This is a genomic window from Tersicoccus phoenicis, assembly GCF_001968835.1.
Classification (GTDB): domain Bacteria; phylum Actinomycetota; class Actinomycetes; order Actinomycetales; family Micrococcaceae; genus Tersicoccus; species Tersicoccus phoenicis.
In genome coordinates, this window is the sequence record NZ_MRDE01000003.1 from 1 (window position 1) to 21143 (window position 21143).

The window sequence follows — 21143 nt, forward strand, 5'->3', positions numbered from 1 at the left end:
ACCGTGACCCGCTCGGACCTGGCCGGCTGGGCCGAGTACGGGTACTGCGCCAGCCATTCGCGCTTCTTCTGGGGACTACGCCTGCACCTGATCGCCACCGTCCACGGCCTGCCCATCGCGTTCGCTCTCACCGGCGCCAAGGCCGACGAACGCACCGTGCTCCTGGACGTGCTCGCCACCGACCAGGATCTGGCCGCCCGGCCCCGACAGTTGCTGATCGGCGACAAGAACTATCACGGTCGCGAGTTCGAGACCGCCCTGACCAGTGCCGGGATCGAACTGCTCCGCCCGGCCCGCAAAGGTGAGCGACCCCGGCCCGGCGCCCAGTTCTTCAGACCACTACGCCAGATCATCGAGTCCGTCTTCGACACCTTCAAAGGCCAACTCGATCTCGAGCACCACGGCGGACACACCACCACCGGTGTGCTCGTGCGCGTCCTGCAACGCATCCTCGCACTGACCGCGGCCATCTGGCACAACGACCGAACCGGACAACCCGTCAGACGATCCCTCACCGCCTACGACCACTGACCCCTTGGAATAGGTCATCTAGGGTGAGGGGAACCCCGGCACCGCAGGAGGATCCATGCCCACCGCCAGCCCCGATCACCAGCGCCGGCTGCTCGACCTGCAGGCGCGGGATACCGCCATCGACCGGATCCGGCACCGGGCCGCCGCGCTGCGATCCGACCCGGAGATCGCCGCGGCGCAGGAGCGGTCGAGCGCCGCGCAGGCGCAACGCGACCAGGCGGAGGCCGAGCTGGCCGCCGCGGAGGAGGCGCTGGCCGCCGCGGAGGCCGCCGTCGAGCAGGTCGCGGTCCGGATCCGACGCAACCAGCAGCGGCTGGACGCCGGCACCGGCTCCGCGAAGGACCTGACCGCGCTGCAGCACGAGATCGGGACCCTGTCCGCCCGCCGCTCGGACCTGGAGGACACGGAACTGGCGGTGATGGAACGTGTCGAGGCGGCTCAGGCGGCCCTCGACCGGGCGACCGTGACCGGGAGCGAGGCCACCGCCGCGCTCGGGGCGTTGACCGCGGTCCGCGACACCCGGCTGGGTGAGCTGGCCGGGGAGTTCGAGCGGGAGAAGGCCGACCGGGCCCAGGTGCTGGCCGGGATCGATGACGCCGCCCTGGTCAGTCTGTACGAGAAGTTGCGGGGCACGCACGACGGCGTCGGCGTCGCCCCCCTGCAGGGCGCCCGGTGCGGCGGCTGCATGCTCGAACTGAACCCGAAGGACCTGGCCGCGATCCGGGCGGCGAGCGAGGACGCCGTCGTCCGGTGCGAGGAGTGCGGACGGATCCTGGTCCGCTCCTGACCGCGGTCGGCGGGACTGTCAGTCGGTGAGCACGATCTGCAGGTGCGCGGGACGGCGGTTGCCGGCCGGAACCAGTTCCGCCGCCGGCCAGCGTTCCCGGGTGACGCGCACCAGGGCCCCGGCATCGACCGGCGCGTGGCCGCGGCGCGTGAGCAGGTGCCTCGCCAGCTCACCTCGCGTGTGCTTGGCCATGTGGGAGACGACGGTGCGCACACCGTCCCGCTCGCGGACGACGTCGACGGCGACGGTCCGGTCGGCGGGGGTGGCGGCGGCGGCCGCGTAGGTGCTCGACCGGCAGTCCACGATCAGCTCGTCGTTTCCGCGGGCGGCGAGCGCGTCGGTGAGCAGCGGCCTCCAGAAGGACGCGAGGTTGCCGACGTCGCCGAGGCGGGTGCCCATGGACAGCCGGTAGGCGGGGATGGCGTCGGTCGGGGCGACCAGGCCCCACAGCGCGGAGACGACCAGCACGCTCTCGGCGGCACGTCGGCGCTGCACCGCGGTGAGGGACCGATGATCCAGGGCGTCGTAGAGCACCCCGTTGTAGACCCGGTGCGCCGGTGCCGCCGGTGCGGTGGTCAGCCGCGTGTTGCGGGCGACGTCGTCGGCCAGACCCGGCCCGACCCCGAGGACGGCGAGCGCGTCCGGGGCGGCGCTGACCCGCGCCAGTTCGTCGAGGACCCGGTACCGCGCCGGGGTCAGTGCCGGGTGGGCGAGGGCATCGAGGTCGACCGGTGCTCCGGACCGGGCGGCGCGTTTGGATTCGGACGGCGGGAGCAGGATCAACACCGGACGAGTCTAGTGGCGCCCGGTGTCCGGCCGGCCCATGGCCTGCCGCGGTGGAGCCGTTCGCCGTGCAGCCGGTGACCTCGTCGCCGGTGACCGTGTCGCCGGGCCGGTAGACTGGGCGGTCGTGGATGGGACGGCCGGGCGGCCGCGTCCGGCGCGTGCGCGTCGGCCGAGGAACGTCCGGGCTCCGCAGGGCACGGTGGTGGGTAACGCCCACTCGGGGAGACCCGCAGGACAGTGCCACAGAGAACAGACCGCCCGCCGTCGTTCGTCGGCGCGCGGGTAAGGGTGAAACGGCGGTGTAAGAGACCACCGCACCCCGGGTGACCGGGGTGGCAAGGTAAACCCCACCGGGAGCAAGGCCAGACAGGACGCGATCGAGGGCTGCCCGCCCGAGCGTCCGGGTAGGCCGCTCGAGGGTGCCGGCAACGGTACTCCTAGATGGATGGTCGCCACCTGCAGTCCGGGTAACCGGCGCAGGCACAGAACCCGGCGTACAGGCCGTCCCGTCCACGCCTCTTCCCCCGGCAGCTCGCTCGCTCTCTCGACGAGTGGTCAATCGATGCGTGTTTCGCCGCCGATTGCGTGTCAGAACGCGCGATTTCTGACCAGTGAGCGGGGAGAGGGGGGGTCAGTGGCCGAACGGGTCCGGGTCCACGCCCGGCATCCAGGTGTTCCCGGCCGTGGTCCAGCCGTTCGCCTTCGCCGCCTTCTTCGCCTTCTTGCCCCACCGGGGGAGGAGCCGGTCGACGTAGAGCTTGCCGTCGAGGTGGTCGTACTCGTGCTGCAGGCAGCGGGCGAACCAGCCCGTGGCCCCCACGTCGACCGGGTTGCCGTCGCCGTCGAACCCGGTCAGTCGCGCCCAGTCCGCGCGCTGCAGCGGGTAGTACTCGCCGGGAAAGGACAGGCAGCCCTCGGCATGGTCGTCGGGGTCCGGGTCGGTACCGGAGATCTTCCCGATGGTCAGGGACGGATTGACGACGACGCCGCGCTCGGGAGCGTCGTCGTCGTTCGGCAGTGCCCACGTGAAGATCCGCAGGCCGACGCCGATCTGGGGGGCGGCCAGGCCGACCCCGTTGGCCGCGTCCATGGTCGCGAACATGTCCGCGATCAGGGTGCGCAGGTCGTCGTCGAACGCGGCGACCTCGGCGGCACGGGTGTGCAGGACCGGGTCGCCCCAGATCACGACCGGGCGGATGGTCATGCGTCGTCCCTTCCCGCGTTCGATCCCGAGCCGGCGATCTCCCGCCCGATGGTCTCCTTCATGATCTCGCTGGTGCCGCCGAAGATGGTCAGCAGCCGGGCGGCGAGGAACGCCTGGGCGATGGGGTACTCGAGGATGTAGCCGTACCCCCCGTGCAGCTGGAGGCAGCGGTCCGTGATGGTGGTGGCCCGTTCGCTGGCCCAGAGCTTGACCCGGGCCGCCTCGGCGGGGGAGAGTCTGCCGTCGTTGAACGCCAGTACCGCCCGGTCCACGTAACCCTCGGTGACCTCCACCTCGGTGAGCAGCTGCGCGAGGGTGAACCGGGTGTTCTGCAGGTCGAGCACCCGGTCACCGAACACGGTCCGGTCGGCGGTGTAGGCGACGGTCTGCTCGTAGGCCTGCCGGCTCATGACGGCCGCGGCGGAGGCGATCGCGAGGCGGGCCTGCGGCAGGCCCTCGCGCACGTACCGCAGCCCGGCACCGAGTTCCCCGATCAGGTTGCCGGCGGGGATCACGACGTCGTCGAAGAACAACTCCGCCGTGTCCGAGGCGCGCAGGCCCATCTTGTCCAGCTGCTTGCCGGTCGTGTAACCCGCGCCCTTCTCGACGAAGAAGAGGGAGAAGCTGTCCGCGCCGCCGCGGCCGGTGGAGCCGTCCGTGCGGGCGAACACGAGGGCGGCGTCGCCGCTGATGCCGTTGCCGATGAACGTCTTCTGCCCGGACAGCCGCCAGCCGCCGTCACCGTCGGGCACCGCGCGGGTGCGGACACCGCGCAGGTCCGACCCGGCGCCCGGTTCGGTCCAGGCGCAGGAGGTGACGAGTTCGCCGCTGGCCATGGCCGGCAGCCACCGCTGCTTCTGCTCCGCGGTGCCGTGGGCGAGCAGGGCGGGCAGGACGAGGTCGTCGTGCAGGTGGAACGCCAGGGCCAGACCGAGGGCACCGGCCTTCGCGAGCTCCTCGTCGAGCACCATCCGGAACCGGTAGTCGTCCAGGCCGGCGCCGCCGTACTCCTCCGGGACGGCCAGACCGAGCAGGCCCTGCTCGCCGGCGGCGGTCCACACGGAACGCGGCATCAGGTGGTCCTCGTCCCACTGCCGGTAGCGCGGGGAGACCTCGCGGCGGGCGAACTCCACGGCGACCTCGCGGAACAGTCCCTGATCCTCGGTGAAGAACGCGCGCTTCATGGGTGCCTCGCCTCCGTCGTCGTGCCGGTTCTCTCGCTCGTGCCCCCCGACCCGTGCGGTGCACCGCGGAGCGTGGTCCGGCGGGGAGTGGGAACCCGCCGAACGGGTGAAGGCCGCACCGGAGCACCGGGCGGCCTTCACATCGGGGTGAGTAACGGGGGTCGAACCCGCGACCTTCTGGACCACAACCAGACGCTCTGCCAACTGAGCTATACCCACCATGGACCGCTCCCTGGCCGTCACGGGCCGGCCGCAAGGAGCGCCCCCGGGCCAGAGCAGCGAGAACCAGTGTACAGGCTGGCCGGAGGGGTCCCGACCACGCCGGTGCCCCGTCCAGCCCGCCGGGTCAGGACGATTCGGTGGGCGCGGTGAGCGTGCCGGAACCGGCGACGACCTGGGCGGCGATCCGGCGGGCGGTCTCGGAGTCCGGCCCCGGCGGCGGCACCATGACGGCGCCCCGGTAGTAGCGCAGTTCGTCGATCGAGTCGCGGATGTCCCCCAGGGCGCGGTGGCCCCCCGTCTTCGCCGGCGCCTGGAAGTAGGCGCGCGGGAACCAGCGGCGGGAGAGCTCCTTGACGGTGGACACGTCGATGATCCGGTAGTGCAGGTGGTCGACGACGGCGGGCATGTCACGCACGAGGAAGACCCGGTCGGTTCCCACCGAGTTCCCGCCCAGCGGCGCCTTCTTCGGCCCCGGCACCCAGGCACGCAGGTAGTCCAGCACCTGGCGCTCCGCCTCGGCGAGGCTCACGCCGGCGTCGAGTTCGTTCAGCAGGCCCGAGTCGGTGTGCATCTGCCGGACGAAGTCGCCCATCGCCTCGAGCGCCGCGGCGGGTGGCTTGATCACGACGTCGATGCCGTCGCCGAGGATGTTCAGGTCCGAGTCGGTGACGAGCACCGCCACCTCGATCAGCGCATCCGCCACCGGGTCCAGTCCCGTCATCTCGCAGTCGATCCAGACGATTCGTTCCTGAGTGATAGCCACGGGACCAACCTAGCTGCCGTCACCGGCGATCGACGTCTCCGGCCCGCAGACAAGCCCGGACAGCGACAGACGGCAAGCGCGGAGGACGGCCCGGACAAGGCGCGGACCGGCCGCCGGAGCCGAGCTGGGGGCGGACCGGCGATGTTAGACTGGCGGCGCCCGCGGCGCCGTCGGTAGTGCGCCGGGCGAGAACCGTTGCCGGTGCGACGAGCCAGCGAGGAGTAGGTGCATGACCCAGTCTCCTCCGGCCGGTCGGACGCCGACGGCGGAATCCACGGGGTCAACCGTCCCGCGGTCGCGTGCCATACCCCGACCCTCGTCGCTCGTGCTGGGCCTGGTCGGTTCCTTGATGCTGGTGGTCGGTTCGCTGGGCGTGGGCTGGTTGCCGGGCTCGTCCCCGCTCCGACAGAACCCCTTGATCATCCCGATGCGGTTCACCACCGTCGGCGTCGTCATCTGCGTCATCCTTCTCGCCGTGGGCGGGATGCTGCTCGTCCGGTCGTGGCTGCGGCTCGGCCAGCAGATACGCGACTGGGCCTCCGCGGACGCCCACCGGTCCGTGTTGCGGGCCATCGTCCTGTGGGGCGCACCGATGTACGCGACCATCCCCTTGTTCAGCCGCGACGTCTACTCCTACATCGCGCAGGGCCTCGTCATGGTCAACGGCCTGGATCCCTACCAGGACGGCGTGTCGAGTATCGAAGGCTTCTTCCAGCGTGGCGCCGACCAGCTCTGGTCCGAGAGCCCGCCTCCGTACGGTCCCCTGTTCCTCTGGATCGAGGAGGGCATCGTCTCCCTGGCGGGGACCAACCTGGAGTTGTCGGTGATGTTGTTCCGGCTGGCGTCGCTGGTCGGGATCCTGCTCTGCCTGTGGGTAGTGCCGAAGCTGGCACGGTTGCACGGCGTCGATCCGACCCGCGCGCTCTGGCTCTCCGTGGCCAACCCGCTGTTCCTCACCAACTTCATCGCCGCCGTGCACAACGACGCCCTGATGATCGGTCTCGCCGTCGCCGGCATCTATGCGACGGCGGTCCGGCGGCCGATCCTCGGGATCCTCCTCGTCACCGCGTCGGTGGGCGTCAAACCGATCACCATCGTCTTCCTGCCCTTCCTCGGGCTGATGTGGGCCGGGCGGGGGGCGTCGTGGCCGCGGCGGATCGGCTACTGCGCCATCACCGGGCTGATCTCGCTGGCGGTGCTCGCGCTGGCCGGCGCGCTCAACGGGCTCGGCTTCGGGTGGATCGGTGCCCTGAGCACCACCGGCAACGTGTGGATCTGGTACGCCCCCGTGGGCATGCTCGGGTTGGCGGTGGCGACGATATTGAACGCGTTCGGGCTGGACGGATGGGGGGCCGCCTCCGTCGTGCACCTGGCCGGCAAACTGGCCGGATTCGCCGTCGTGGGCTGGCTGTTCCTCGTCGGCAACCACGAGAAGCTGATCCGGCGCGCCGCCCTCGCGCTGGCCGCGATCGTCGTCTTCGCGCCCATGATCCAGGGCTGGTACGTCGTCTGGCTGCTGCCGCTGCTCGCGGCCACCGGCATGCGCGACGACTGGCAGGTGCGCACACTGTTCCTGATCACCGCGTTCTTGATGATCTACGCGATCACCGACCAGCTGGACGTGTTCCCCTACCTGAACGTCGACCTGAACGTGGCCCGGCAGCTGGCGGCGTTGATCGGCCTGGGCTTCACGCTGTACCTCATCTTCCTGGACCCGCGCACCAGTCGCGTGTTCCGGAAGAAGTACTGGGACGCCGGCCGTACGCTGACGATCTGAGCGCGGTCCTCGCAGCGACTCGTCGGGTGGGTGCCCCAGGAGGGAGTCGAACCCCCGACCAAGAGATTAGAAGGCTCCTGCTCTATCCGCTGAGCTACTGGGGCCGAGGCGCAGCTACCGCGTCACGTTCACCGACCACCTTAGCAACGGGCGGCTCCCCGTCCGGCTTCTTGGCGCGGGTGCGAGCGCACTGCGGGCGCGAACTCGCCGCGCGGGCAGTGCCGGTTTCTCCCTCCACGGCGTTCTCCCTCCACAGCCGCCCTTCCGGACGCCGGTGTCCACAGCTAACGGGACGCCGCGCCTTCCCGGCTCCGCGGGACCGCATGCTGATCCCACCGGTGCCGCACCGGAGCCGCGGCTACCGCGGGCAGACGCGAAAGAAGGGCGGACGGACGATGAGCGAGATGATCACGGTGGTGGGCAACATCGGATCCGACGTGACGGGCAACACCACCGCGAGGGGTGAGGCCATCACGAGTTTCCGGCTGGCGAGCACGGAACGCTGGCTGGACCGGCAGACCGGGACCTGGGTGGACGGGGCGACCAACTGGTTCTCCGTCGTGTGCTTCCGGCACCTGGCTCGCAACGCCGGCTGCAGCCTGTCGAAGGGCCAGCCGGTGATCGTGACCGGCCGGCTCAAGGTGCGGCCGTGGGAGCGGGACGGCAAGTCCGGCATCAACGTGCAGATCGAGGCCGACAGCATCGGGCACAATCTGCGCCTGGGCACCACCCGCTTCAGCAACGGCGCCGGCGCGACCGAACGGCCACTGACCGAACGGCCACTGACCGGAGTGGACACCGCGACCGGTGAGCTCCTCGAGGACGGGCACGGCACGGAGCCGGACGAGGACGATCGCGCGGCGGACACCTTCCGCATGGCGTCGTTCGGTGGGGAGGTCCGGGAGCTCGGTCCGAGCGGGTCCTTCTCGACCGACACCGGCACGGGCGCGGGCACGGGCACGGAGGGCCGGGATCACGACCGCGAGCCGGAGGAGCAGTCGGTGCCGTTCTGACGAGAAGCTGCCGTTCTGACCGGAAGCCGCCGTTCTGACCGGAAGCCGCCGTTCTGACCGGAAGCTGCTGTTCTGACCGGAAGCTGCCGTTCTGACCCGGAAGCTGCCGTTCTGACCGGAGAATCGAGGAGCCCCGCATCCGGTCGCCGACTGGGACATCAACCGGGGCACCGACTAGCCTTGAAGGCATGGCCGAATTCATCTACACCATGACCAGAGCCCGCAAGGCGGTGGGCGACAAGGTCATCCTCGACGACGTCAGCATGTCGTTCTTCCCGGGCGCCAAGATCGGCGTCGTCGGACCGAACGGTGCCGGCAAGTCCACCATCCTGAAGATCATGGCCGGCCTGGACACGCCCTCCAACGGGGAGGCCCGCCTCAGCGCCGGGTACACGGTCGGCATCCTCCAGCAGGAGCCGCCGCTGAACGAGGAGAAGACCGTCCTGGGCAACGTCCAGGAAGGCGTGGGGGAGATCTACGAGAAGATCCAGCGGTTCAACGCCATCTCCGAGGAGATGGCGGACCCGGACGCCGACTACGAGTCGCTGCTGGAGGAGATGGGCAAGCTGCAGGAGGCGATCGACGCCGCCGACGCCTGGGACATCGATTCGCAGCTCGAACAGGCGATGGACGCGCTGCGGTGCCCGCCGCCGGACGCCGACGTCACCGTCCTCTCCGGTGGTGAGCGCCGCCGGGTGGCCCTCTGCAAGCTGTTGCTGAGCAAGCCGGACCTGCTGCTGCTCGACGAGCCCACCAACCACCTGGACGCCGAGAGCGTGCAGTGGCTGGAGTCCCACCTCGCGTCGTATCCCGGTGCCGTCCTCGCCGTCACCCACGACCGGTACTTCCTCGACCACGTCGCGGAGTGGATCTGCGAGGTCGATCGCGGCCGGCTCTACCCGTACGAGGGGAACTACTCCACCTATCTGGAGAAGAAGCGGGCGCGCCTGGAGGTGCAGGGCAAGAAGGACGCCAAGATGGCCAAGCGTCTGAGCGACGAACTGGACTGGGTCCGGTCGAACGCCAAGGGCCGGCAGACCAAGTCCCGGGCCCGGCTGGCGCGTTACGAGGAGATGGCCGCGGAAGCGGACCGGACCCGGAAGCTCGATTTCGAAGAGATCCAGATCCCGCCCGGCCCCCGGCTGGGCAGTCAGGTCATCGAGGCGTCCCAGCTGCGCAAGGGCTTCGGGGACCGGTTGCTGATCGACGGCCTGTCCTTCACGCTGCCCCGCAACGGCATCGTCGGCATCATCGGCCCCAACGGTGTCGGCAAGACGACCCTGTTCAAGACCATCGTCGGTCAGGAGGAGCTGGACGGCGGCGACCTGAAGATCGGCGACACCGTCCGGATCGCCTACGTCGACCAGAGCCGCGGCGGCATCGACCCCAACAAGTCGTTGTGGGAGGTCGTCTCCGACGGCCTGGACTACATCAACGTCGGCAACGTCGAGATGCCGTCCCGCGCCTACGTGTCCGCGTTCGGGTTCAAGGGCCCCGACCAGCAGAAGAAGGCGGGGGTGCTCTCCGGTGGTGAGCGGAACCGGCTGAACCTGGCCCTGACCCTCAAACAGGGCGGCAACCTGCTGCTGCTCGACGAGCCCACCAACGACCTGGACGTCGAGACCCTCGGCAGCCTCGAGAACGCGTTGCTGGAGTTCCCCGGCTGCGCCGTCGTCGTCTCCCACGACCGCTGGTTCCTCGACCGCGTCGCGACCCACATCCTGGCCTACGAGGGCACGGACGAGGACCCGGCGAACTGGTACTGGTTCGAGGGCAACTTCGAGGCGTACGAGGAGAACAAGGTCTCCCGCCTCGGCGCCGACGCGGCCCGCCCGCACCGGGTGACGCACCGCAAGCTCACCCGCGACTGACCGCACGAGCCCGTAGCGGAGGATCGCCAGGGGAGCAGCGTGAGCAGGACGGACGGCAACGCCAGTGGCCGACTGAGCGCGATCGTCACCGGTGTCGGCCGGTCCACCAACATCGGCGCGGCGATCTGTCGCCGCCTCGCCGCCGACGGGTGGGACTTGGTGCTGCCGGTCTGGACGGCGTACGAGAAGCGGATGCCGTGGGGATCGGTCCCCGGCGACGTCGACGCGCTGGTCGGACAGCTCCGCGGAACCGGGGCGCGGGTGACGACGCTGGACGCCGACCTGGCCGACGCCGCCGTGCCGGACCGGGTGATCGCGCAGGCCCGCGAGGCGCACGGCGACATCGCTGCTCTCGTGCTCAGCCACGCCGAGTCGGTCGACTCCTCGATCCTGGACACGACCGTCGAGAGTTTCGACCGGCACCTGGCCGTCAACGCGAGGGCGCCGTGGCAGCTGATCCGGGCGTTCGCGCAGCGGTTTCCCGAACGGCTGGCCGGCCGGGGCCGGATCGTGGCGCTGACCAGTGACCACACCGCGTTCAACCTGCCCTACGGGGCGAGCAAGGGCGCCCTGGACCGGATCGTCATCGCCGCGGCGAAGGAACTCGGTGGGCAGGGCATCAGCGCCAACGTGGTCAACCCCGGCCCGGTCGACACCGGCTGGATGGACGACGCCGTGCGGGCAGGCCTCACCGCCCGGCAACCCACGGGCCGGCTCGGCACACCGGACGACGCCGCCGCGCTGATCGCCTTCCTGCTCTCCGCGGACGGCGGCTGGGTGAACGGGCAGCTGCTGCACTCCGACGGCGGGTTCACCGTCTCGCTCTGAGCGCCGACATGCCGGTCGCCGCCGCCGCCGAGCGCCGAGCGTGCCCGCCGGAGGATCCGCCTGCCGGTGGCTCAGTCGCCGGTGCCCGGGGGAACCCGGACCATGCCCTCCTGGGCGACCGTGGCGACGAGCGCGCCGTCGCGCGAGAAGATCCGGCCGATCCCGAGGCCCCGGGAACCGGAGGCGGACGGAGAGGCCTGCACGTAGAGCAGCCAGTCGTCGACGCGTACCGGCCGGTGCCACCACATCGCGTGGTCCAGGGACGCGAAGCTCACGCCCGGGGTCGACCAGGCCAGGCCGTGCCGGCGCAGGATGGACTCGAGGATGGTGAAGTCGGTGGCGTAGGCCAGAGCGGCGCGGTGCAGGCTCTGGTCGTCGGGCATCGGCCCGTGGGTGCGCATCCACACCGCCTGCGACGCCGGCCGGCCCGGGTCCGGCCGCAGGTACACGCCGCCGTCGAGGTGCCGGATGTCGAACGGCCGGTCGTCGGACCACTTGCGAGCCATCGGGTGATCCAGCCCGGCCAGCAGGTCCGCCGTCGTCGGCAACGACTCCGGACCCGGCACGTCGGGCATCTCCTCCTGGTGGTCCACGCCTTCGTCCTCGGTCTGGAACGAGGTGATCATGGACAGGATCGGTGCGCCGTTCTGGTAGGCGTGGGCCCGGCGTGCCGAGAAGGAGCGGCCGTCCCGGAGCCGTTCGACGCCGTACGTGATCGGCTTCTCGGAGTCACCCGGCCGCAGGAAATAGCCGTGCAGGGAGTGGATGGTGCGGTCCGGCTCGACCGTGCGGTTCGCCGCGATGATGGCCTGGGCGAGCACCTGCCCGCCGAACACCCGGCCCCGCGGCTGCCGCTCCGACAGACCGACGAACACGTCCTCGGTGGTGCGGGCACCGTCCAGGTCGTCGACGTCGAGCACGTGCAGCAGATTCCGGGTGCGGGTCTCCGGCGAGTCCAGTCCGGACATCAGCCCTCCTCATCGGTGGCAGCGGTGTGGTGCGCAGGGGGAAACGGGACCCACGGACGCGTCCCACCGGCCATGATAGGGGCCCGAACCACCCGCAACGGGTCGCATCCGGGGGAGTAGTTCGAGCGAGTAGTGCCGCCGGCAGGGCCAGCCCCGGCCGCTCTGCGAGGATGGACGCATGCCCGATTCCCTCTACATGCCCGTGCAACTGCGGTTCGGTGACATGGACGCGTACGGCCACGTCAACAACGTCGTCTACCTGCAGTACTTCGAGAACGCTCGCGTGCAGCTGGCGCACACCCCGCTCGACGAGGTGGTGCTGCCCGCTGACCGGCCCGGGCAGACGTTCGACGACCTGGTCGGCCCGGAACGGTTCACCCTGGTCGGCCGGCAGGAGATCGAGTACCGGCAACCGCTGAGCTACCGCAACCGGCCGGTGTTCGTGAAGATCTGGGTCACCGACGTCGGTGGGTCCAGCTACGACTTCGGGTACCTGGTCGCGGAGCGGGACGAGTCGACGGTGTACGCGCTCGGGGCGACGACGATGGTACTCGTCGACCGGTCCACCGGCGCGCCCGTCCGGCTCACCGCCGAGCAGCGGGCGGCGCTGGAGCACTGGCACGGCGAGCCGGTGCCGTTCCGGCGCCGTGGTGAGCGCCGGTGAGCCCCGACCTCGTCCTCGCTGATCCAGGGAGCGCGGAGGATCTGCGCACTTTCGTCGCCCGCGCCCGGCAGGTGAACGACGCCGGGATCCGGCTCGCGGTCACCGGGTCCGTGCTCGCGGCCACCGTGTGCGTGCTCCGCCCGCCCGGACTGGGCGAGTCCGGGCCCACCGTGCTCGGTCTGCGCACCATGGCGCTCGCGGACGACTCCGCCGACGGCCTGGACGTGACGGTGCCGTTGGGCGCGGTGGCCGACCGGTTGGCCCGGGCAGCGGACGCCGGCGACGACGCGGCCCGGCGGCGCCTGCCCATCCCGCCGACCACGCTGACGGAGCCGTGGGCCGGGGTCGGGGCCCCACAGCGCGGCTGGGAGCGGCTCGGAGTCGCCCCGGCGGGGCGACTGCGCGAGGCGGCCCGGCACGGGATCGACCTGGTCCGCACGGCGCTGCCGCAGGACGCCGGCAGCGCGGTGCTGCAGACCGTGCGCCGGGCGGTGCTGGCCGCGCCGACGCAGGGACTGCTGGCGGAGGTGGCTGCGGATAGCGGTGTCCAGGACGTGCCGTTGGCGGCCGCGTACGCGGCGGAACTGCTCGGCTTCCTCGGCCCGGCCGAGAGCACCGCGAGGCCGGCGGGCCGGCCCACGACGGGGGCTCCCACCGCGGGAGCCTCTCCTGCGGGGGAGGACATGGCGGTGTTCGGGCGACGGCAGTGGTTGCGGTTGAGCAACCCGCGGGGCCATGTCGTCGTCAAGTCCTGAACCGACCGGCGTGAACCGACCGGCGTGAACCCGTTCAGACGGCGGTCGCCGGGTCCTGCGGATCCTCGGGGGCGTTGACCATCGCGTGGGCGGCCCGCTCCAGGTAGTCCCACAGCAGCTGCTCGTGCAGCGGTGCCAGGTGCAGGGTGTCGACGGCGGCGCGCATGTGGGTCAGCCACCGCTCCCGCATCGCCGGCGTGACGGTGAACGGGGCGTGCCGCATCCGCAGCCGCGGATGCCCGCGTTGCTGCGAGTAGGTGGTCGGCCCGCCCCAGTACTGCTCGAGGAACATCCGCAGCCGGTCCTTCGCCGGCCCGAGGTCCGCCTCCGGGTACAGGGCGCGCAGCTGCGGGTCCTCGGCCACCCCGGCGTAGAACGCGTCCGTCAGGGCCCGGAACGTCGGCGCGCCCCCGACGTCGTCGTAGAACGTCGACGGCGGCGGGGTGAACGCGCCCACCCCGGCCGGGCGGATCTGGGCGGCCTGGCCTGGCCCGATGCCGACGGCGGGCCCGATGCCCACACCCAGAGTGGGTCGGGCGGGACCGGTGGTCGGGTCGAGTCGACCACGGTCGGGTCCGGCGGGGCCGGGTTCGCCGGGACGACGACCCTCGCGGTTCCCGGGTTCGCGACGGTGGTCGGCATTCATGGACGATCCTCTCCCTCGGTGGTCGGTCCGGTGCTGCGATCGGTGGTCCGGTCGGTGGACGCCGTCCGGTTCTCGCCCACGGTGGGGTTGCCCCGGGTGTCGCTGGTGCGGCGGTCGACCACCACCCGTCCGGCGCCCGGGGACGGCTCGGCCAGCGCGTGCTGGTCGGTGTTCGGACGGTAGACGGTGCGCTGCTGCGCGGTCGCCGGCGTGGCCGTCCGCCTGATCGGGGACTTGCGCCGCCGTCGGTACGCGGCGCTCTGCCCTTGGCTCTTGTTGCCGATCATCAGCATCTCACCGTTGCGCAGGTACCAGATGGTGCCGTCGTCGCCCACCAACCGGGTGATCCGCAGGCTCACCGCCTCGACGCGTCCTTCGATGGTACCGACCTGGATCACGTCCCCGATGCCGAACTGATCCTCCATGGTCAAGAAGATCCCGGCGATGAAGTCACGGATCAGCTGCTGGGCACCGAAACCGATGGCCACCCCGGCGATGCTGACGCTCGCCAGCAGGGGTGCCACGTTCCAGCCGAGGGCCTGCAGACCGGTCGTGATGGCGAGCGCGCTGATCACCACGGCCGCGACGGACTTCAGCAGTGACCCGATCGTCTCGGCACGCTGGGCGCGGCGTACCTGATCGTCCGGGTGCACCGAGGGGGTCGCCCACGCCAGGCCGCGGCGTTTGAAGATGGTGTTGCCCTTGCGGACGCGGCTGACGACGACGTTGATGAGCAGCCGGACCACGACCCAGGCGACGACCGCGATGCCGAGGGTCCAGAGCAGGCGCACGACGTCGAACTGGTCGGCGGCCTGGGCGACGGACTGGAGGGGCTTGGTCGCGCTGACCAGCGGGGGGAGCACGGACACGACGAATCCTTCCGCAGCGGGTTGGGGACCGATCCAGCGTAGATCCCCTCCCTGTCCGGACCCTACGAACGGCGCCGGGACCGGGTGGATTCCCCCGTGAGAACGGCCACGCCGACGAGGTGAGTGACGGGCCGGGGCGCCCCGACGCGGGTTCTCGGCTCAGTCGCGGGCGGTCAGCAGCTCCGTCAGGAAACCGAGCAGCCACAGCGGGTCGACGTCCCGGACCCGGCTGAAGTGGCCCTGCTGCCAGTCGACCCACCACAAGTCGACGCCGGCCTCCTCCAGCGGGTGGTGCAGGACGTCGAAGTAGGCCTCGACGAAAGCCGGGTCGGTGATGTCGAAGGGGACCGGGGTGCCCGACGCCGGGTCGACCCCCATCCGGTGCGCCATCGCCGGGTACGCGTCCTCGAACGAGCGGACCCCGTCGGCCGGGTGCAGGTTCAGCGTCGTGTGCAGGCCGCGCTCGTGCAGGCCGGCCAGGAACGCCTCCGGGTCCGGGAACAGGGTGCGCTCCCAGGTGTACCCGGTCCACCCGGTGCCCTGGCCCGGCGGCACGGAGTTCACGCGGTGCCAGTCCATGTCGACGACGGCGACGGAGAACGGCAGATCCTCGGCGGCGAACCGGTCCGTCAGGGCCAGGTACTCGTCCTGGTGGTAGTCGTGATACCGGCTCCACCAGTTGCCCAGCGCCCAGCGGGGCAGCAGCGGGGGTGCGCCGGAGACGGCGTGGAAGGCGGCCAGGGCGCCGTCGTAGTCCCGGTTGTACGCGAAGACGTAGAGGTCGCACCGGCCCGGCTCGCGGGAGCCGAAACCGCCGTCGGGCGTGAAGAGGAAGGACCGGGAGTCGTCCAGCACGGCGACGCCGCTGGCCGCGAGCACCCCGTCCTCGAGCGGGATCGCGCCGTCGGCCTCGTCCAGGGTCCGGGCGGTGCCGCCGAGGTTGACGGGGCCCAGCTCGTCGTCCCCGTACCGCCAGGTGCTGCGGTGATGGGTCCAGCCGCCGGTCGCCTGCACGGACAGACCCTGCGGGGAGAAGGACCTCGGTCGTAGGCCAGCCGGAACCGGCGGGTGACGACCTCGAGCATTCCGTCCTCCCGCACCTCGAAGGCCGGCACCGGCAGGTCCCGGTTCAGGGCGAACGTCGAGGCCCGGTCCTCGAAGCCGCCGTCCTCGGACCACTCCAGCCGCACCAGTCCCTCGGTCAGGACGGTGATCCGCCAGTGCTCACCGGACAGGACCGCACGGGGGTCGGCCATGGGACGGGTGGACAGCACGGGACGCGCGGACAGGGTCCTCACGGGGTGGCGACGACCGCGGTGTCCCGTTCCCGGGCGGCCAGCGCCCGCACGACGTCATCGCGGCCCTCCCGGACCAGCCGGCGCAGGGCGGGGGTCCGGTCGCCGAGCTGGTCCAGGAACGCGTCCGTCGCGGCGACCGCGTCGGCGCTGATCGGCCGGTTCGGGTACAGGCCCGCCACGATCTGCTCCGAGATCTCGTGTGTGCGGGTCGCCCACACCTGTTCGATCGCGGCGAAGTACTTGTCCGTGAACGGGGTGAGCAGGGACTCGTCGTGGGCGCGTTTGAAGCCGGCGATGACGGCCTGCTGGACGGCGTTGGGGAACTCCGCCCGCTCGACGACGGCGTCCCACGCCTCGGCCTTGGCCTCGGGGGTGGGCACCGCGGCACGGGCCATAGCGGCCATCCGGGCACCGGTGGCGGTCGCGTCCCGCTCGTACTCGGCGTCGATGTCGGCGGCCCCCCGGCGGCCACCGGCGACCAGGGCGACCAGCAGGTCCCACCGCAGGTCGGTGTCGATGGTCAGGCCGGGCAGGGTCTCGCCGCCGTCCAGCAATGCGGTCACCGCGTCGAGCTGCTCGTCGTTGCGGGCCAGGGCCGCGAACGACTTGACGAACTGCAGCTGGTGGTCGGACCCGGCCTCCGCCTGGCGGGCCAGCCGCAGCAACGCGTCGGCGGTCCGCTCGATCGTCTCGCCCCGGTGGTCCTCGGCGACGTACTGGTAGAGGGTCTGCATCAGCTGGCGCAGCAGCACCAGGACCACGGTGGAGTCCGTCTCGGCGGCGATGTTGGCCAGCACCAGGTCGACGTAGTCGCGGGCCGGGCTCTCCCCGTCCCGGGTGGCGTCCCACGTCGAGTTCCACACCAGGGTGCGGGGCAGGGACTGCTCGAAGTTCTTCAGGTGCCGTTTCGCGGTGGCCAGCGAGTTCTCGTCCAGGCGCACCTTCGCATAGGCCAGGTCGTCGTCGTTGACCAGGATCAGGTCCGGCCGTTCCAGGCCGACCAGCTCGGGCACCTCGGTGCGTTCACCGGCGACGTCGAGTTCCACCCGGTGGTTCCGGACCAACCGGCCGGCGTCGTCGACGTCGTAGAAGCCGATCGCCGTCCGGTGGGGCCGCAGGGTCGGGTGGTCCGCCGGGGCGGTCTGCACGACCGCGAAGGACGTCATCACCTCACCACCGTCGGACTCGATCGCCGGAGCCAGGGTGTTGACGCCGGCGGTCTCCAGCCACGCCTGGCCCCACGCGCTCAGGTCCCGGCCGCTGGCGGTCTCCAGCTCGGTGAGCAGGTCCGTCAGTTCGGTGTTCGACCAGGCGTGCTTGCCGAAGTACTCGCGCACCCCGGCCATGAACTGCTCCTGACCGACCCACGCCACCAGCTGCTTGAGCACCGAGGCGCCCTTGGCGTAGGTGATGCCGTCGAAGTTGACCTGCACGTCCTCGAGGTCGTTGATCGGCGCGACGATCGGGTGGGTGGTGGGCAGCTGGTCCTGCCGGTAGGCCCAGCTCTTCTCCAGCGAGGAGAAGGTGGTCCACGCGGTGGTGTACTCGGTGGCCTCCGCGGCGGCGAGGGTGGACATGAACTCGGCGAAAGACTCGTTCAGCCACAGGTCGTTCCACCAGCGCATCGTCACCAGATCGCCGAACCACATGTGCGCCAGCTCGTGCAGCACGGTGATGGCCCGGCGCTCGACGGTGGCCTGGGCGACCTTCGAACGGAACACGTACGTCTCGGTGAACGTGACGGCCCCGGCGTTCTCCATCGCCCCGGCGTTGAACTCGGGAACGAACAGCTGGTCGTACTTGGCGAACGGGTAGGGCGTGCCGAACTGGGCCTCGTAGAACGCGAAGCCGGCCCGCGTGATGGCGAAGATGTCCTCGGCGTCCACGTACTGCATCAGCGACGTGCGGGCGAACACGCCCAGCGGGATGGTCCGCCCGTCGGCACTGGTCAGCTCGGAGGTGATGCGCTGGTACGGGCCTGCGACGAGGGCGGTGACGTAGGAGGACATCACCGGGGTCGGCTCGAAGTCCCAGGTGGCGCGCGCCACGGTGCCACCGGTGCTGCTGGTGGTGCCGGTGATCGCGTCGGCCGGGACCGGTTCCGGGGTGGGGGAGTTGGAGACGACGGCCCAGTGCGCCGGCGCGGTGACGGTGAACCGGAACCGGGCCTTCAGGTCGGGCTGTTCGAACACGGCGAACATGCGCCGCGAGTCCGGCACCTCGAACTGGCTGTACAGGTACACCTCGTCGTCGACCGGGTCCACGAACCGGTGCAGCCCCTCACCGGTGTTCATGTAGCGGCCGTCGGCGACGACGGTCAGCTCGTTCTGCTCGGCCAGGTTCGCCAGCTCGATGCGGACCCCGTCGGAGACGGTCGCCGGGTCCAGTTCCACGCCGTTGAGCGTGACCCGGTGCACCGCGTCCGTCACCGCGTCGATGAACGTGGACGCGCCGGTGGTCGCGGCGAACCGCACCACCGTCGTCGTGCCGAACACCGTCTCGCCGCGGGTCAGATCCAGGCTGACGTGGTACGAGTCCACGGAGAGCAGATCGGCGCGGGCACGTGCTTCATCGCGAGTCAGGTTCAATCCTGGCAAGTGGGTCGCCTCCAAGCGGGCTGTGGTCGGGGCGCGGCGGTGCGCCGGTCCGGGTCGTGGTCCTCGATAGTCTTCCTCCCACGGCGCGGCTTGCCAAGTCTGTTGGCGCGGTATCGGATACTTCGCCCTCGACGCCGCGGCAGCACGGCCCCGTCGTGGCGGCCCCGGGACGAACCCGGCCGCGCCCTACGCTGGGGTCATGTCACCGACTTCAACGGACGTCTCCGCCGACTCCTCGATCAGCGCCTTCACGCCCCCGCCGTCGCACACCACCCGGCCCACCCTGCGGGGCAGCTTCGGCATGGTCTCCTCGACCCACTGGCTCGCTTCCGCCGCGGCGCAGGCCGTGCTCGAACGCGGCGGCAACGCCTTCGACGCGGCCGTGGCCGGCGCGTTCGTGCTGCACGTGGTCGAACCGCACCTGAACGGGCCCGGCGGCGACCTCGTCGCCCTCGTGACCACCGACGAGGGCCCGCGGGTGCTGATGGGGCAGGGACCGGCACCGGCCGGGGCCACCATCGAGCACTACCGGCAGGCCGGGCTGGACCTGGTGCCCGGCGCCGGGGCGCTGGCCGCCGTCGCCCCCGGCGCGGTCGACGCGTGGCTGCTGCTGCTCGCCGAGCGGGGTAGCTGGGAGCTCCCCGACGTGCTCGCGTTCGCCATCCACTACGCCCGGCACGGGCACCCCGCGGTGGGCCGGGTCGGCACCACGATCGCGGCCGTCGCCGACCTGTTCACCCGGCACTGGCCGACGTCGGCCGCGCAGTGGATGCCCGACGGCCGGCCCCCGGCGGACGGGGAGGTGATCCGCAACGAGGCCTGGGCACGCACCCTCGAGCGGCTCGTCGAGGCCGGTGCGGATGCCGGCTCCCGCGCGGAGCGGATCGAGGCGGCCCGGGAGGCGTTCGGCTCGGGCTTCGTCGCAACCGCGGTCGAGCAGTTCGCGGCGCTCCCGCACCGGCACTCCGGCGGCGGCGAGCACGCGGGCGTGATCACCGCGGCGGACATGGCGGCGTTCCGCGCGTCGCTGGAGGCGCCGTGCACGGCGTCGTTCCGGGGCCGCACCGTCGTCAAGACCGGCCCGTGGGGCCAGGGGCCGGTCCTGCTGCAGACCCTGGCGATCCTCGACGGTTTCGACGACGCGCGGCTGGACCCGTCCACCGAGCTCGGCGCCCACACCGTGCTGGAGGCCCTCAAGCTGGCGCTCGCGGACCGGGACGCCTGGTACGGGGAGGCCGCGGCCGGGGACACCGAGCTGCTGGACCACTTGCTCTCCCCGGAGTACGCGGCGACCCGGCGGGCGCTGATCGGGGAACGCGCGTCGGCCGGGGACGAACCCGGCGACATTCCCGGCCGTACCCCGCACCGGCCGCCGCGGCTGACCGCCGAGGAGTTCGAGGCGACGCACCCCGAGCCGGACGAGGCGTCGGCGGGGGAGCCGACCGTCGCCCGGTTCGGCCGCACCCGTGGGGACACCTGCCACCTCGACGTCGTCGACCGGGACGGCAACATGATCGCGGCGACGCCGTCGGGCGGGTGGTTGCAGTCGAACCCGACCATCCCCGAACTCGGGTTCTGCCTCGGCAGCCGGTTGCAGATGACGTGGTTGGACGAGTCCTCGCCGGCGGCGCTGCGGCCCGGCACCCGGCCCCGCACCACCCTGACCCCGACGATGCTGCTCGACGGTTCCGGCCGCCCGGAGGCTGTGGTCGGCTCCCCGGGTGGTGACCAGCAGGACCAGTGGCAGCTGCTGTACCTGCTGCGCACGCTGGTCGGCGGCTACTCGCCGCAGCAGGCCATCGACGCGCCGATGCTCCACACGACGGCGATGGTGGGTTCCTTCTGGCCGCGCACCGCCGAACCGTACGGCGCTGTGGTCGAGGACCGGCTGGGTGAGGACGTCATCGCCGGGCTCGAACGCCGTGGTCACCGGATCACCCGGGCGGGGGACTGGTCGCTCGGCCGGATGTGTGTCGCCGGCCGCGAGCCGGACACCGGGGTGCTCTACGCCGCCGCCAACCCGCGAGGCGCGCAGGGCTACGCCGCCGGCCGGTAACGGGCCGGGAGGACTGCGGGGGGCTCCGGGGCGGGCGTCTCGCTCCGCACAGCCGTGACTTAGCGGTTCCCGCCCGGATGCGGTGCTCTTTGAGTACGTCATTCGGGCGGAACCGGCTGACTCACGCACGGGCGGGCCGCGTGCCTCGCTCGGCCGCATCGTCGCGTGTGTGACTTAGCCTCGATCCACCGACCAATTGGTGTTGCGGGGTCGGTGTGGGAGCATGAGAATGCCCTTCTGACCTGGGAAGATACGACTTATCTAAGGCACGTATCACCCATTCAAGAAGGGCATCTCGTAGATGCAACTCTCTCACACACTCCC

The 21143-nt window shown here is 71.3% G+C and carries 18 protein-coding genes, 2 tRNA genes and 1 other RNA gene; 10 read left to right on the forward strand and 11 right to left on the reverse strand.

Annotated features, from left to right (window positions below; genetic code table 11):
* Together BKD30_RS00170 and BKD30_RS00175 are read left to right on the forward strand one after the other, a co-directional pair.
* A partial coding sequence (locus BKD30_RS00170; protein WP_143587989.1) for a transposase occupies nucleotides 1-531 on the forward strand: 531 nt, incomplete at its 5' end.
* 55 nt (nucleotides 532-586) lie between these two features.
* Entirely contained in the window at nucleotides 587-1318 is a 732-nt protein-coding gene (locus BKD30_RS00175; protein ID WP_076700342.1) for a zinc ribbon domain-containing protein, read from the forward strand.
* 18 nt (nucleotides 1319-1336) lie between these two features.
* Here BKD30_RS00175 and BKD30_RS00180 read toward each other — a convergent pair whose 3' ends face one another.
* The gene (locus tag BKD30_RS00180; protein WP_076700346.1) at nucleotides 1337-2104 is read right to left on the reverse strand and encodes a YaaA family protein; all 768 of its coding nucleotides are present in this window, start codon (nucleotides 2102-2104) and stop codon (nucleotides 1337-1339) included.
* Between the two features lie 129 nt (nucleotides 2105-2233).
* Between BKD30_RS00180 and rnpB the strand changes: the two genes are divergently transcribed.
* Nucleotides 2234-2617, forward strand: an RNA gene (gene rnpB / locus BKD30_RS00185) — RNase P RNA component class A.
* Between the two features lie 118 nt (nucleotides 2618-2735).
* On the opposite strand, the gene def is transcribed toward rnpB, so the two are convergent.
* The 4 genes from def to orn form a co-directional block, all read right to left on the reverse strand.
* Nucleotides 2736-3308 (reverse strand): peptide deformylase, encoded by a 573-nt coding sequence (gene def, locus BKD30_RS00190; protein ID WP_076700350.1) that lies wholly within the window; start codon nucleotides 3306-3308, stop codon nucleotides 2736-2738.
* Nucleotides 3305-4492 (reverse strand): acyl-CoA dehydrogenase family protein, encoded by a 1188-nt coding sequence (locus tag BKD30_RS00195; RefSeq protein WP_076700398.1) that lies wholly within the window; start codon nucleotides 4490-4492, stop codon nucleotides 3305-3307. Before BKD30_RS00195 ends, def begins: the two co-directional genes overlap by 4 nt.
* A 146-nt stretch (nucleotides 4493-4638) precedes the next feature.
* A tRNA-His gene (locus BKD30_RS00200) sits at nucleotides 4639-4711 on the reverse strand.
* 127 nt (nucleotides 4712-4838) lie between these two features.
* A complete protein-coding gene (gene orn, locus BKD30_RS00205; protein ID WP_076700354.1) occupies nucleotides 4839-5477 on the reverse strand; it encodes an oligoribonuclease in 639 nt (212 codons plus the stop codon).
* A gap of 325 nt (nucleotides 5478-5802) precedes the next feature.
* On the opposite strand from orn, the gene mptB reads away from it, so the two are divergent.
* Nucleotides 5803-7254 carry a polyprenol phosphomannose-dependent alpha 1,6 mannosyltransferase MptB gene (gene mptB / locus BKD30_RS00210; protein ID WP_235861209.1) on the forward strand — a complete coding sequence of 484 codons (1452 nt, stop codon included), beginning with the start codon at nucleotides 5803-5805 and terminating at the stop codon, nucleotides 7252-7254.
* A 31-nt stretch (nucleotides 7255-7285) separates the two neighbouring features.
* Here the strand turns inward: mptB and BKD30_RS00215 are convergent.
* Nucleotides 7286-7358, reverse strand: a tRNA-Arg gene (locus BKD30_RS00215).
* Between the two features lie 291 nt (nucleotides 7359-7649).
* Here BKD30_RS00215 and BKD30_RS00220 point away from each other — a divergent pair.
* The 3 genes from BKD30_RS00220 (at nucleotide 7650) to BKD30_RS00230 (ending at nucleotide 10966) form a co-directional block, all read left to right on the forward strand.
* A complete protein-coding gene (locus tag BKD30_RS00220) occupies nucleotides 7650-8267 on the forward strand; it encodes a single-stranded DNA-binding protein (RefSeq protein WP_159440522.1) in 618 nt (205 codons plus the stop codon).
* A 188-nt stretch (nucleotides 8268-8455) separates the two neighbouring features.
* Nucleotides 8456-10138 carry an energy-dependent translational throttle protein EttA gene (gene ettA / locus BKD30_RS00225; RefSeq protein WP_076700366.1) on the forward strand — a complete coding sequence of 561 codons (1683 nt, stop codon included), beginning with the start codon at nucleotides 8456-8458 and terminating at the stop codon, nucleotides 10136-10138.
* Between the two features lie 39 nt (nucleotides 10139-10177).
* A complete protein-coding gene (locus tag BKD30_RS00230) occupies nucleotides 10178-10966 on the forward strand; it encodes an SDR family oxidoreductase (protein ID WP_076700370.1) in 789 nt (262 codons plus the stop codon).
* Nucleotides 10967-11037: 71 nt separating this feature from the next.
* Here BKD30_RS00230 and BKD30_RS00235 read toward each other — a convergent pair whose 3' ends face one another.
* Nucleotides 11038-11934, reverse strand: coding sequence for an acyl-CoA thioesterase (locus BKD30_RS00235; protein WP_076700374.1), 897 nt, complete (start codon nucleotides 11932-11934; stop codon nucleotides 11038-11040).
* A gap of 178 nt (nucleotides 11935-12112) precedes the next feature.
* Here BKD30_RS00235 and BKD30_RS00240 point away from each other — a divergent pair, with 178 nt between their 5' ends.
* Entirely contained in the window at nucleotides 12113-12598 is a 486-nt protein-coding gene (locus BKD30_RS00240; RefSeq protein WP_076700378.1) for an acyl-CoA thioesterase, read from the forward strand.
* Nucleotides 12595-13353, forward strand: coding sequence for a hypothetical protein (locus BKD30_RS00245; RefSeq protein ID WP_076700382.1), 759 nt, complete (start codon nucleotides 12595-12597; stop codon nucleotides 13351-13353). The genes BKD30_RS00240 and BKD30_RS00245 overlap by 4 nt, the downstream gene beginning before the upstream one ends.
* A 34-nt stretch (nucleotides 13354-13387) precedes the next feature.
* Here BKD30_RS00245 and BKD30_RS00250 read toward each other — a convergent pair whose 3' ends face one another.
* The 4 genes from BKD30_RS00250 to pepN all read right to left on the reverse strand — a co-directional run bounded on the left by BKD30_RS00250 (nucleotide 13388) and on the right by pepN (nucleotide 18754).
* On the reverse strand, nucleotides 13388-13825 hold the full coding sequence (locus BKD30_RS00250; RefSeq protein ID WP_328586880.1) for a globin: 438 nt from the start codon (nucleotides 13823-13825) through the stop codon (nucleotides 13388-13390).
* Nucleotides 13826-13995: 170 nt separating this feature from the next.
* Nucleotides 13996-14868: a mechanosensitive ion channel family protein gene (locus tag BKD30_RS15475; protein ID WP_076700386.1), complete on the reverse strand. Its 873-nt coding sequence runs from the start codon at nucleotides 14866-14868 to the stop codon at nucleotides 13996-13998.
* Nucleotides 14869-15027: 159 nt separating this feature from the next.
* Nucleotides 15028-15882: a TIM-barrel domain-containing protein gene (locus BKD30_RS00260; RefSeq protein WP_076700390.1), complete on the reverse strand. Its 855-nt coding sequence runs from the start codon at nucleotides 15880-15882 to the stop codon at nucleotides 15028-15030.
* A gap of 280 nt (nucleotides 15883-16162) precedes the next feature.
* Complete coding sequence (pepN, locus tag BKD30_RS00265; RefSeq protein ID WP_083955866.1) at nucleotides 16163-18754, reverse strand: aminopeptidase N; 2592 nt, start codon at nucleotides 18752-18754, stop codon at nucleotides 16163-16165.
* Between the two features lie 208 nt (nucleotides 18755-18962).
* Here pepN and BKD30_RS00270 point away from each other — a divergent pair, with 208 nt between their 5' ends.
* Complete coding sequence (locus tag BKD30_RS00270) at nucleotides 18963-20819, forward strand: gamma-glutamyltransferase family protein (RefSeq protein WP_076700394.1); 1857 nt, start codon at nucleotides 18963-18965, stop codon at nucleotides 20817-20819.
* Nucleotides 20820-21143 lie beyond the last annotated feature (324 nt).

Coding starts and splice junctions, on each gene's coding strand:
- BKD30_RS00175 (WP_076700342.1), top strand. CDS start 587: ATGCCCACCGCCAGCCCCGATCACCAGCGCCGGCTGCTCGACCTGCAG.
- def (WP_076700350.1), bottom strand. CDS start 3,308: ATGACCATCCGCCCGGTCGTGATCTGGGGCGACCCGGTCCTGCACACC.
- BKD30_RS00195 (WP_076700398.1), bottom strand. CDS start 4,492: ATGAAGCGCGCGTTCTTCACCGAGGATCAGGGACTGTTCCGCGAGGTC.
- BKD30_RS00220 (WP_159440522.1), top strand. CDS start 7,650: ATGAGCGAGATGATCACGGTGGTGGGCAACATCGGATCCGACGTGACG.
- ettA (WP_076700366.1), top strand. CDS start 8,456: ATGGCCGAATTCATCTACACCATGACCAGAGCCCGCAAGGCGGTGGGC.
- BKD30_RS00235 (WP_076700374.1), bottom strand. CDS start 11,934: ATGTCCGGACTGGACTCGCCGGAGACCCGCACCCGGAATCTGCTGCAC.
- BKD30_RS00240 (WP_076700378.1), top strand. CDS start 12,113: ATGCCCGATTCCCTCTACATGCCCGTGCAACTGCGGTTCGGTGACATG.
- BKD30_RS00270 (WP_076700394.1), top strand. CDS start 18,963: ATGTCACCGACTTCAACGGACGTCTCCGCCGACTCCTCGATCAGCGCC.